This window comes from Corynebacterium sp. KPL2850 (assembly GCF_040225855.1).
In the GTDB taxonomy this organism is placed as follows: Bacteria; Actinomycetota; Actinomycetes; order Mycobacteriales; family Mycobacteriaceae; genus Corynebacterium.
The window spans coordinates 24,902-36,907 of record NZ_JBEHFV010000025.1 but is presented as its reverse complement, the minus strand read 5'-3'; the positions used below and the strand labels follow the sequence as shown (position 1 = coordinate 36,907).

Here is a 12,006-nt window from a genome sequence, read left to right as displayed (position 1 = left end):
TCGAAGCCGCCGGATCAGCTACACTTACTATCGCATCTTGATTAAATCCCCGTGTCCACTTTCCGGGGTTCGGGCCCAATCTCTGCGGTAACTAATCTCTGCAGTAACTGATGCCGTCCTCGATGAGGTCATGGTGTGGCAAAATGTCGATTTGGGGTAGTTGGTACCGTGAGTCCGCGTAGTTGGTACCAGGGTTGCGCGTACCTGGTACTGCAAGGGTTTTCTTTCATAGTTGATGCGACACCACGATTCGTTGGTGTCGCATCAACTTCTACTTGGAAAGAAGCTCATTGTTGTGGCTAACTTCAAACAGATCCTTGCGATGTGCCTTGACGGTGCTAGCTATACGCAGATCGCACATACATTGGGGTGGGGCCTAACCCCCGACGTGTCCATTTTCCGGGGGTCAGGCCTTCACTCGTGAGCCGTCTCAACAACGGCTACCGAATCCGCATAGGAGACTTTGCCATGCGCAAAGCCACCTCCCCAATAGGACCGGACAAATAGTGCAAAAAGCCGGGCCGACTCAGTCGGGCCACCCCGGTACCAACTACCCAGAACACGGCAGTACCGAGTCCCCAGAACACCGGTACCAAAAACTCGCATCTGACAGGCAAAACCGCCAGCTAGAAGAATTCTACCCCGTGATATTCCTGGATGCGTTGCGCATTAAAGTCCGCGACGGCGGCCGGGTAGTCAACAAGTCTGCGTACATGGCAATCGGTGTGGACCTCGACGGGATCAAGCACATCCTGGGATTGTGGATTGCCAAAGAAGAAGGTGCTTCCTTTTGGGCACACGTGTGCGCCAACCTGGCCAATCGTGGGGTCAAAGACGTCTTTATTGTCTGCTGTGACGGGCTGAAAGGCCTACCAGAGGCAGTGGAGGCAACCTGGCCGAATTCTATGGTACAAACCTGTATCGTGCACCTGATTCGCGCCGCGAACCGGTGGGTAGCCTACGGGGATCGCCGGGCTGTGTCAGCCGCGTTGAAGAAGGTCTACACCGCCGCAGACGAGTCCACAGCTAAGGCGGCCTTAGACGAATTCGAGGCCTCCGAGCTGGGTGTGAAGTATCCTCAGTCGGTCAAGGTCTGGCAGGACGCATGGGATAGATTCGTGCCATTTTTGCAGTTCCCACCAGCAGCAAGGAAGGTCATCTATACAACGAATTCCATTGAATCGTTTAACAACCAGCTGCGTAAAGCCACCCGCAACAGGGTGCAGTTCACTAACGATGAATCCGCGCTCAAGACGCTGTGGTTGATGATCTGCAACATTGAAGACAAACGAGCCGCAAAGAGAGCGAAACAAGGCAAACGAGCCTCGGCTACCGCCGGCAGACTCGTGGAAGGAGCCCGAGTTTCCGGCTGGAAACAAGCCATCAACCAAATGGCCGTGGCCTTTCCCGAGCGCTTCGACAAATACCTATAAACCTAGCCCCCCACACACAAACAACTTGACACGCTCTCTCAGCACGAAGATCCGCCTCGCTCATCGCGTCTGATGCTCCTTAAGCGTTCACGCTCGAGTTTGACCCACCGGCCTAAAAGACCTGGTGCGACGCCAATCTCCTTAGCTACATGAGCAATCGGGCGCTGCGACTCGATTACCAGGCTCAAAGCTTCACGCCGGTACTCCGGCGTGTACTTCTTGCGCTGTTGACTCACAATGAACATCCTCTCCTACGGACACAAGATCCGCACAAATAAGGTGTCCACTAAACGAGGGCAACCTGAGCTTAGAAACGCATAATCAAACGAATAGCCCTTCTACTGCTCAGCATACACCCACACATACACAGGACACGCTTTCCTCAGGCGCTCTTTACCAAGTCAGTCATGCAGCTCTTGTTCGACCGGCGAGTCACTCTCTAAGTAGGGCAAGCGCAAGCACTCACTCATCAACCCCGCCCTTACCTTTGGTCTTGGGGTACGTGGTTTCCGCTATTCGCTACCAGTTTTCCTCGCTGTAATGGAACCGCTCCGCACCGCGTAAGGCCACCCTGGCTATTTCTGCCTCAAGCGCATACGAAGAAACATTGGAGGGAGCCCTGCCCGCTCGATTCTGCGAGGCCAGATCATGATTCTGGAACGCCCATCGGCATTCAAATACGGCACATCGGTCATCTCGTCGAGCAGACGCTCGGACGCGGCACGCCGCCCCTTCTCGATAACCACCAAATACGGGGCCAAGATCTCCAGCTCCTCCGAAGACGCCATGGTCACCAGCCTGCACGCTCTCACGACCCAGCCAAACGAGAAAAATCCTCATCTATTACAGACCTCCAAAAGTAAGCTATTGGCAAAATTGCTAACGATCGCAATGAAGGGCGGCAAGCATCGGTAATGAGACAGTGTACCCAAGGAGAAAACGCCGTTTAGTGATCTATTCCTTCCTTTTAAGGTCGAAATATGCTAACATGCCCCTGATTCAAAAGCGAGGTGATGACCGTGCTGATCGCTACAATCAGACGCTCGCAAAACCGAGAGGAGCCCCATTGTGCGACAGTTGAGCTACAAAAAGCTCTGGCCCCTCCCTACCGACAAGAACCTCACCAGAAACCAGTTGCGCGAACAAACAGTTATCAGTGCCTCTACCATGACCAGGCTCGCCTTGGGAGCCGATGTCACCACCGACGTACTCATCAAGAGCTGCGATCAGCTGGATGTTCCGATACACGACATCTGCAAACTCGCACCTGTTGACCACGGCGAAAGCGAGGCCTAGATGACACCACGCGTGATCGACCTCGACGAGCAAAGATTGCTCGTTCGCCACCCCAGCGTTCTCAAATTGCTGCTTGCGGACAAGACTACGGGGAAGAACATTGTGTGGGCAAGCGATGATTATGCTCATTTCGGTAAGGGCTTTCTCGCTGAGGATCAGATCTTGCCTGAATGTGTTACCGGAGAACACGCTGGCCTGATCCGGCCGCGTATTCAAAAAACTGCCGAGGAGCAACTGCGTCGCACCAGAAGCAAGGCTGAGGTGTTTACCCCGTCGTGGACTTGCAACGCACAAAACAGTCTTGTAGACGATGCTTGGTTTGGTCGTAAGCAAGTGTTCAATGTACTTAGTGAAGATATGCACGCTTGGAGCGCCACGACGGCGCCTATCGAGTTTGCAGCTAAGGGTCTCAAGACGTGGAAGCGTTACGTGGACGAGCGTCGTCTGGAGATTACCTGCGGAGAGGCGCCCTATCTGGCTAGCCGCTATGACGCGGTAACTGGAAATTCTATCGAGCTCTCCCAGCGTATCGGGCTTTTAGATCGCAAGCTTCGCGTGGTAGGTGAGCAGTGTGCTGATGAGGCAGAGTGGATCAAGTGGGCGCAGCGTGCCGTGGAATCCATTTATGGCTTCGAGTACCAGGGAGACAGCCTGCTGTTAGCTCGAGAGAATATTCTTTTGACGTACCTCGACTACCGTGAGGCAGCGATTGGTCTCGATCTTGGACGCTATGAGTTGGAAAAGATTGCAAATCGAATCGCTTGGAATATCTGGCAGATGGACGGTTTGACTTATCTTCCGCCCTTTAAGGCACGCGCCACACAAAAACAGCCGAGCCTGTTCGACTATCTAGATGAAGATGAGGACTCTCTGGTTGAGACCGGAGCCTCGGAGCAGACCCCGTGGTGTCAGCTGAAAGACTGGCGTGGGCGTGAAATCGTTACCTTTAAACAAATGGTGGGTAAAGGAGAGCCACGCCAGGGACTGCAAAAACAGCAACAAAACTGGAGGATCAACGGCCATGAATACACCGACAAACATTGAAATATTGGATGGCCTCATCATCGGTCGGGTCACACCACATATCTATGCCTTCACCACGAACACCGTGCCGAACTATCTCAAGGTCGGCGACACTTACCGCCCGGTGCAGATAAGACTCGACGAATGGAAGCGTCATTTCCCTGATCTTGCACATCAGTATGACGAGCAGGCAACCGTCACCGATGACGTGTACTTCAGAGACCACGCGGTACACCGCTACCTCGAACACCGCCTAGGCAAGCAACGTCTTTCGCGCCAAGAACTGACGCCAGGGGTGTATTTCAGCCGTGAGTTCTTCAAAGACACAGTTGCCCGTGAGGTCGAAGAGGCCATCGGAGACATCCGAGAGCAGTACGCGAACAAGGCCGGGGTAGACTATTCCTACTACGATGCCAACCAGCGTCTTTCCATCACCACCCACTACGAGCGCGGTCCAGTCTGGCAGCTTCGACCCAACCAACAAGAAACAGTCGATAATTTCACCACCGCTGTTGCGGCGGGGCGCACGAACCTACTCATGTATGCTGTCATGCGCTTCGGTAAATCATTTACCTCCTTGGCTTGCGTCAAGGCCATGAAGGCTAAGACCGTGCTTATTGTCTCGGCCAAGGCGGATGTTCGCGAGGAGTGGAAGAAAAACGTCGAGCGCCCCGGCAATTTCGATGGCTTCGTCTTTCTTGATGCGGACGACCTGCGTGCCTCTGAATCAACCCTCCAGGACGCACACGCACAAAGCACCACTGCAGTCGTATTTCTCACCCTGCAAGATCTGCAAGGCAGCGAAATCAAAGAGAAGCATCAAGAGATCTTCAGCTCAGATATCGACCTGCTGATCATTGACGAGACGCATTTCGGGGCACGGGCCACCAGCTTCGGAGAGGTATTGCGAAATGCATCATCCAAGGAGCAGAAGAAGGAGTTCAAGCAAGACGGGAAGATTCTAGCCAAGCAAACAGACGAGCAAATCGATATCGAATCAGCCGATAACCAGATAAAGTCACTCAACGCTCGGATACGACTCCACTTGTCCGGCACTCCATATCGCATTCTGATGGGCTCGGAGTTTGAGCCGGAAGACATCATCTCGTTCGTTCAGTTCTCCGATATCTTCCATGAACAAGCCGCATGGGACGCGGCGCACATCGATGACGATAAGTTCGAGGAGTGGGACAATCCCTACTTTGGGTTCCCGCAGATGATTCGCTTCGCGTTCAATCCTTCCCAAGCTGCCATCGATAAGATGAATAAACTAAAGGAGGCAGGTATCAGCTTCGCCTTCTCTGCACTCCTAAAACCTTGCTCAATCAAGGAAGACAAAGACGGAAACCACAAGCAGTTCGTCCACGAAACCGAGGTGCTTGATCTGTTGCGTGTGATTGACGGCAGCCAACAAGATACGAACGTGCTTGGCTTCTTGGACTACGACAAGATCAAGCAAGGAAAGATGTGCCGCCACATGGTCATGGTGCTGCCATACTGCGCCTCATGCGACGCGATGAAGCAACTCATCACCGAACATCGAGGCGAGTTCAAGAACCTCGATGATTACGAAATCATCAACATTTCCGGCGTGGATGCGCATAGGAGCTACAAGACCCCAGAGGATGTCAAAGCACGCATCGCCCAGTATGAGGAAGAGGGCAAGAAGACTCTTACGCTCACGGTCAACCGCATGCTCACCGGATCGACCGTAGAGCAGTGGGACACTATGCTCTACCTCAAAGACACGGCCTCCCCCCAGGAATACGATCAGGCGATCTTCCGTCTGCAGAACCAATACGTGCGCGAACTCACCGACGGTAAGAATCTAATCAAAGAAAACCTCAAACCACAGACCCTGCTGGTAGACTTCGATCCCCATCGTCTGTTCGCCATGCAAGAACAAAAATCCCTCATCTACAACGCCAACACTGACAAAGCAGGCAACGCGAAACTCGGTAAGCGCATCGAAGAAGAACTCAAAATATCCCCTGTCATCACCATCAACCACAACAAGATCGAACGCGTCGAAGCCGCTGATATTCTCTCGTCGGTCAGCCGCTACAACAATTCACGCTCCATTACCGATGAGGTACGTGACCTACCCGTAGACCTTGCTATCCTTGCAGACGAACGGATGCGTCGCATCATCGAGAAACAAAACCCGTTCGACTCACGAAGAGGGCTTACCCTCAACGCCCACGAAGGAGAAGACGAGGGCAGCGATCTCGACCTACCAGACACCCCAGGCGATGACCAAAACGAAGAAACCGAACAAAAGGGTACTGGGAAACCCATCCAGCACCCATCCGACGATGAAGACATCAAGGATCTCGAGAAACGCTTTCAGACCTACTACCAACGCCTCCTCTTCTTCGCTTTTCTCTGCCCAGGACACATACACTCGCTCGACGAGATCATAGAAGCCATCAACACCGGCAAGCACGACCGGCTCACCCATAATCTCGGGCTTGTGGTGGGCGATCTTAAGGTCTTACGGGACGCACTCAACCCATTTGCACTCAGCGCTTTGGATTACAAAATCCGAAACATCTCAACGCTTGCAACAGATGAGAGCCTTGAGCCTCTTGAACGTGCCATTACTTCGCTGGCGAAGTTCAGCCGCATGTCATCATCCGAGATCATCACCCCGATGAACATCGCTGACCATATGTTCACCCTTATCCCTGCAGAAAGGCTCAAAGAAAATATTCTAAGTGGGCAGAAGATACTGGATATCGCCTCAAAATCAGGAGAATATGCGGTAGCAGCAGTTAAGCGACTCAAAGAAATTGGGTTAAACCAAGAGCAATACGAAAATGTGATCTATTCGATACCGACATCAGGCATCGCCTATGAATTCACCCGGCGCTTCTACGAAATACTCGGACTCAAGACAGACTGCATCGCGGAGCATTTCAACAGCTACGACTTACTTGAAGTCAAAGATGAAAGTGGCAAAGTTGACTATGAGCGAATAGCCGACACGCTAAGACAAGAAGAACTATTCAACTTGATAGACTTAGATAACCAAATACATGGAGGGGGTCAAGTGGAATTTGCGGCAGTGGTTGGAAACCCGCCATATCAGAAAACACTCAGAGGTACGAGCGATCAACCAATTTATCCATATTTTTTGGATATTGGTTATGAACTTTCCACCATTGCTTGCTTCATCTGCCCCAGCAGATTTCTTTTCAATGTAGGAAAAACACCTAAGAAATGGAACAGGAAAATGCTGAACGATCCCCATCTCTCGGTTCCTTTCTATGAACCTTTAAGCAGTAAGGTATTTCCGAACACTGGCTTCAAAGGTGGAATTGCGATCACCTTTAGGGATGCTTTTAAAAAACATGAACCAATTGACACCTATACTCCGTATCCTGAATTAAACAGAATTGTTCAAAAAGTAAAGAATATGCCGGAATTTAGTTCATGGAAGGAGGAAATCTATCTTCAACAGAAGCTTAATCTCGAAGTACTTTACAATGACTATCCAGAATACAGACGTATTATAGGTAGCAATGGTCGTGAACGACGATTGACAACCGCCATCTTTGGCCAATTAGCATTGTTTTCGGATGATCAAAAAAATGATACTGATTTAAAGATACTAGGACTTGTTAACAATAAGAGGGTATGGAAATACATTCCACAAAAATATCTTTTAGATCACCCTAATACATACACCTATAAAGTTGTTGTTCCTAAATCCAATGGTTCTGGAGCCTTGGGCGAAGCTTTGAGCACACCTCTAATTGGGGAACCCCTAACCGGGGTTACTCAATCGTTTATAACGTTTGGGTGCTATGAGACAGAAGACACTGCAGAACGCGCATTGAAATACATCAAATCGAAAATGTGTAGGGTGCTTTTGGGTAGCCGTAAAGCTACTCAGGATAATAATCCTCCTGTTTGGTCAAATGTCCCTATCCAAAACTTTACGAGCAGCTCAGATATTGACTGGTCGGTTTCTATCCAAGAGATAGACGCACAGCTTTATAAGAAGTATGGCTTGGCACCAGAAGAGATTGATTTTATCGAAACTAATGTTTCCCCGATGGAGTAGGTTTTACATATTGCTTGAGTGTCCTTCCAGAATGCGTTCGTAGTAATAGGCAATTTAAACCGACTAACTCCATTCTTAGGTAGACGGCGATGCTCTTACAGAAGCAATTAAATTGGCGCGGATTGATGACCAACGAAGGTTCGAAGAGTTGTTTTTGAGCCTAAGCGAGGTGCCAATGTTATCGGCAGCGAGAACGAGGCTGGTAAGTCAACGCTGCTGGAAGCAACGACGTTGGCCTTGACTGGAAGGGTTCATGGACTTAGCGCTGCGGAGTACTTGAATCTTTACTGGTTTAATCGCGACGCGGTGTACAGCCATCTTTGAGAAATTGTTGTCAGCGCATAGCCCCTGAGTTTTGTATCGATGTGAAGCTCGATGTTGAAAGCAGTGATCTAGGGGAGATTCGTGGCACCAACAAGATGGCACGAGAAGACTCAGTCGGTTTGTCTATTTGGGCTCATCCCAATCTTGAGTACAAGCAAGAAGTCAATGAGTGCTTTCACCAAGGACTAGGAGGACTGCCTCGAGGTGCTGCCGGTCGAGTACTGCATGGTGAAATGGCAGACCTTTGCGAAATCCGGTGTTGCCCTGCCCCAAGGAACTCGGAATCTCGCTTATTGATGGTAGAACGATTCGCCCTGAGCGAGACATCGATTACTACACCCCACGAATTGTGGAGACACGACTGGATCCGCAAGAAGGACCTGACCCCTGTTTGGTAGACACCTGATATCCAGCCCGGTTGGGCTGGCAAGATTGGTGGACCTGACCCCCCCATTTGGTGGACACCTGATATCCAGCCCAGTCGGGCTGGGAAGAAAGGTAATCTACCACCATGTCTAGGTACTCCGAACAGTTCAAACGCGATGCCGTGGCCCTCTACGAAAACAATGAGGACCTCTCGTTGAACTCAGCATCAGCAGAGCTCGGTATCAATCGAGCCTCGCTACATTCTTGGGTCAAGAAGTACGGCACTGGCAAACGTGCCCGCATTAAAGCGGTACATGATAAAGCCCAGGCGACGACTGATTTTGAGCGAATCCGCCAACTAGAGAAAGAAAACGCGAAGCTGCGCGAAGAACGCGATATTCTGCGCAAGGCTGCGAAATATTTTGCCGAAGAGACTCACTGGTGATCCTCTTCCAGTTTGTCGATGACTACCGAACCGAGTACTCGGTTAAGCGGATGTGCCACGTGTTAAAGCTCAATCGCTCCTCGTTTTACAAGTGGGTGAGCACCCGCAAAAAGCGCAGGTTAAAGATGTATTCTGACGGTCTTATTGGTGCAAGAATCAAGGCCATCTTCGATGATGAGCACGGGCTTTATGGGGCTAAACGCATCGCCGCAAGCCTCAAGGAAGACCCGGTGTATACTCCGGTCAATCACAAGAAAGTTGCACGAATCATGAAAACCATGGGACTAAAAGGCTTTACTAAACGGCGTCGATGCACCACCACCAGGGGTAAGCTTGGTCACTGAAGTGTCCCAGGTTTTATTCCGTTTGAGTAGATGGGAAAATCTGGGACACTTCACGTGCTGAAATATCGCCATGCCTACGAGTTCTTATCCCAAATTATCGCTTATGCCGATGCTGATGTATCCCGGCGCGCAATGCTGTGCAGCGTCCTAGAGCCAAACCTGCGCATTACTGAGCTGGTTGACAGCGAAGACTTCCTCACCGGTGTCACGTTGGCCGGCGTCGCGATTGCCCAAGGTGAAGTTGAAGAGGACCATAGCGTTACCGGTGGCGAATCTGAGGCATTGCAGGTGCCGGAGTTCACTGTTCGCCTGGGCGAGCCACAGACTCCACTGCGCAGCGCCTTTGATGAAGCCGTAGAAAAGGTCAATGATCTTTTCTCGCTCGCAGGAGTTGACGTTGACAGCGGCGATACCGCCCAAATGATCGTTGCTGCTTGGGGCACGCTTTCTAGCCAGCCAGCAGCCATCAAACTCGGCCAAGACAACTCCAAGGAGCAGCTCAAGCGCTCTAAGCGGTTTAAGGCCTAAGCAAACGCGTGCAATTTTTAGTGGCATCGAACAGCGCAAGCAGCGGGATGCTCTGGTTTCTAGTGATAAAAATGTGCTCGATAGCTTGGTGGATGCACTGGCCAATATTATGGCTTCAGCAAAAGAAACAGGTCAGCTAGAAAGCTAAAAGGCCAGTTCTGTACACCGCAGCATAAAGCCCCAGGTCTCCACTGCTGTGCGGAGTTCCTGGGGCGTTGGGCTGTTGGAATTTAAATAGCCTTTTCTCCACGCTCGCCGGTGCGCACGCGGATGATGTCATCGATGGAGGATATCCAAATCTTGCCGTCACCGATTTCGCCGGTGCAGGCGGCCTCGACGATGGCGTCTACGATCTCCTCGGCTTGGTCATCGGCGACGATGAGCTCAATTTTGGCCTTGTTGACAAAGGACGTGGCGAACTTGGCGCCGCGGTAAATTTCCTTGTTGCCGCGTTGCTGGCCGAAGCCTTCCACCTCGGAGACGGTCATTCCGGGCGAACCCAGTTGCTGGAGCGCTTGCTGGATATCGTCCAGGGTAAACGGCTTGACCACGGCTGTAATGAGTTTCATGTCTGTTCCTACTTTCGCTGTTTATTCGATGGATTAGTCCCGGCTCGTCGTTCCGCGCATGGCACGGCCACCGATGTCGTAGCCGGTCTCGCGGTGCCCACCGAAGTCAATGCCGTCGGTTTCAATCTGGTCGGTCACGCGCCAGCCAATCGTGGACTTGAGTATTACCGCGATAATGGCGGTGATGACGGCGGCAAAGATTACAGCAACTACGGCGATGAGGAACTGCACGACCAACAGCTTCCAGCCGTCGGCGCCGCCACCGGTAAGAATGCCGCGGTCATTGGCAAAGAAGGCAATAGCGATGGTGCCCCACAGGCCAGCGACCAGGTGGACGCCCACAACGTCGAGGGAGTCATCGAAGCCAAAGCGGAACTTCAGTCCCACGCCCACGCTGCCGAGCATGCCGCCGAATAGACCCATGATGAGAGAGGTCACGGGGTTCAAGTCACCGGTAGCCGGGGTGATGGTCACCAGGCCAGCCACGACACCGGAGGCTGCACCCAACGAGGTGCTGTAGCCATCGCGAATCTTTTCCACGAGCAACCAGCCCAAAATAGCGGCAGCAGTAGCGGCGGTGGTGTTGATCCAGGCCAGGCCGGCAAGGCCATCGGCAGCAAAGGCGGAACCGCCGTTGAATCCGAACCAGCCAAACCACAGCAGGCCGGCACCCAGCATGACCATGGGTAGGTTGTGGGGGCGCTGCACGCTGTGCGGGAATCCTTGGCGCTTGCCTACCACGATGGCCAGGACCAAAGCGGCCGTACCAGCGGAAATGTGGACGACGGTGCCACCGGCAAAGTCGATAGGTGTAATGAGGGCCTCGCCGTCTTCACTGCCGAAGATCCAGCTGGCGATGCTGTCTTCGCCATCGCCAAGGATGCCGCCACCCCAGACCATGTGTGCCAGCGGGAAGTAGACAAGGGTTGCCCAGATACCGCTGAAGATCATCCACGTACCAAACTTCACGCGACCTGCCAGCGCACCGGAAATAATCGCGGTGGAGATAACGGCGAAGGTGAGCTGGAATCCGATATCGATGACGTTGGGATAACCGTTCTCACCTTCGATGTAGCCACCGTTGTCATCAAAAATGGAATCCTTCAGCCCGAAAAGCTCGAAGGGATTGGCAACGATTCCGCCCCAGGACTCCGTTCCGTAGCTCATCGACCAGCCCCAGAGGACGTAGATAATGCTGACCACGGCGAGAGAACCAAAGGACATCAGCATCATGTTGAGCACACCCCTGCGCTCAGTCATGCCTCCATAAAAAAGTGCCAGCGCTGGCGTCATCAGCAGCACGAGAGCTGCGCTTATGAGCATCCAACTGGCATTACCTGCAGTCACCGCATCCATTGGGTCTCCTTGTAGATTGTCTAAAATTTTCTTTTTATAACGGTAGTCTTACAGGTATTTAATATCTATTGTGCTATAGATTAATCCCCTATCCGGGGTTAGAGCACCCCTCTGTGCTGCAGGTTTACACACCGCAAGGCGGCGAAGGTTGCGCGAGAGGCCAGAGCCCACCCCGGGGAATGAAAGGCTCGACCCTCCCACCAGAGGAATTAAACCAATCCGACTTGGAAGGTAGTACCCACCCCGCAACTGA

At 52.1% G+C, this 12,006-nt stretch carries 10 protein-coding genes and 2 pseudogenes; 9 read left to right on the top strand and 3 right to left on the bottom strand.

Annotated features, from left to right (window positions below; translation table 11 throughout):
* Positions 1–614: 614 nt before the first annotated feature.
* A pseudogene (locus ABRP93_RS09010) lies at positions 615–1,433 on the top strand (IS256 family transposase); the annotation flags it as partial.
* A gap of 38 nt (positions 1,434–1,471) precedes the next feature.
* Here the strand turns inward: ABRP93_RS09010 and ABRP93_RS09005 are convergent.
* Positions 1,472–1,678, bottom strand: coding sequence for a transposase (locus tag ABRP93_RS09005; protein ID WP_349887719.1), 207 nt, complete (start codon positions 1,676–1,678; stop codon positions 1,472–1,474).
* A gap of 403 nt (positions 1,679–2,081) precedes the next feature.
* On the opposite strand from ABRP93_RS09005, the gene ABRP93_RS09000 reads away from it, so the two are divergent.
* The 8 genes and pseudogenes from ABRP93_RS09000 (at position 2,082) to ABRP93_RS08965 (ending at position 9,828) form a co-directional block, all read left to right on the top strand.
* Positions 2,082–2,348 carry a hypothetical protein gene (locus ABRP93_RS09000; RefSeq protein ID WP_284611023.1) on the top strand — a complete coding sequence of 89 codons (267 nt, stop codon included), beginning with the start codon at positions 2,082–2,084 and terminating at the stop codon, positions 2,346–2,348.
* Positions 2,349–2,501: 153 nt separating this feature from the next.
* Positions 2,502–2,729, top strand: coding sequence for a helix-turn-helix domain-containing protein (locus tag ABRP93_RS08995; RefSeq protein ID WP_349887716.1), 228 nt, complete (start codon positions 2,502–2,504; stop codon positions 2,727–2,729).
* 12 nt (positions 2,730–2,741) lie between these two features.
* Positions 2,742–3,773, top strand: a complete 1,032-nt coding sequence (locus tag ABRP93_RS08990) for a hypothetical protein (protein ID WP_349887714.1) — start codon at positions 2,742–2,744, stop codon at positions 3,771–3,773.
* Positions 3,751–7,821: an Eco57I restriction-modification methylase domain-containing protein gene (locus ABRP93_RS08985; protein WP_284611019.1), complete on the top strand. Its 4,071-nt coding sequence runs from the start codon at positions 3,751–3,753 to the stop codon at positions 7,819–7,821. Before ABRP93_RS08990 ends, ABRP93_RS08985 begins: the two co-directional genes overlap by 23 nt.
* A gap of 159 nt (positions 7,822–7,980) precedes the next feature.
* Positions 7,981–8,145: pseudogene (locus tag ABRP93_RS08980) on the top strand (ATP-binding protein); the annotation flags it as partial.
* A gap of 511 nt (positions 8,146–8,656) precedes the next feature.
* Positions 8,657–8,956 (top strand): transposase, encoded by a 300-nt coding sequence (locus tag ABRP93_RS08975; RefSeq protein ID WP_284611018.1) that lies wholly within the window; start codon positions 8,657–8,659, stop codon positions 8,954–8,956.
* A gap of 59 nt (positions 8,957–9,015) precedes the next feature.
* Complete coding sequence (locus ABRP93_RS08970; RefSeq protein ID WP_349887712.1) at positions 9,016–9,300, top strand: IS3 family transposase; 285 nt, start codon at positions 9,016–9,018, stop codon at positions 9,298–9,300.
* Positions 9,301–9,354: 54 nt separating this feature from the next.
* A complete protein-coding gene (locus ABRP93_RS08965) occupies positions 9,355–9,828 on the top strand; it encodes a hypothetical protein (RefSeq protein WP_349887710.1) in 474 nt (157 codons plus the stop codon).
* 230 nt (positions 9,829–10,058) lie between these two features.
* On the opposite strand, the gene ABRP93_RS08960 is transcribed toward ABRP93_RS08965, so the two are convergent.
* A complete protein-coding gene (locus tag ABRP93_RS08960) occupies positions 10,059–10,397 on the bottom strand; it encodes a P-II family nitrogen regulator (protein ID WP_023028498.1) in 339 nt (112 codons plus the stop codon).
* A gap of 33 nt (positions 10,398–10,430) precedes the next feature.
* On the bottom strand, positions 10,431–11,753 hold the full coding sequence (locus tag ABRP93_RS08955; protein ID WP_349887708.1) for an ammonium transporter: 1,323 nt from the start codon (positions 11,751–11,753) through the stop codon (positions 10,431–10,433).
* Between the last annotated feature and the right edge of the window lie 253 nt (positions 11,754–12,006).

Bases quoted from the DNA above. Each gene is read 5' to 3' on its own strand.
- ABRP93_RS09005 (WP_349887719.1), bottom strand. From the start codon at position 1,678: ATGTTCATTGTGAGTCAACAGCGCAAGAAGTACACGCCGGAGTACCGG.
- ABRP93_RS09000 (WP_284611023.1), top strand. From the start codon at position 2,082: ATGATTCTGGAACGCCCATCGGCATTCAAATACGGCACATCGGTCATC.
- ABRP93_RS08985 (WP_284611019.1), top strand. From the start codon at position 3,751: ATGAATACACCGACAAACATTGAAATATTGGATGGCCTCATCATCGGT.
- ABRP93_RS08975 (WP_284611018.1), top strand. From the start codon at position 8,657: ATGTCTAGGTACTCCGAACAGTTCAAACGCGATGCCGTGGCCCTCTAC.
- ABRP93_RS08960 (WP_023028498.1), bottom strand. From the start codon at position 10,397: ATGAAACTCATTACAGCCGTGGTCAAGCCGTTTACCCTGGACGATATC.
- ABRP93_RS08955 (WP_349887708.1), bottom strand. From the start codon at position 11,753: ATGGATGCGGTGACTGCAGGTAATGCCAGTTGGATGCTCATAAGCGCA.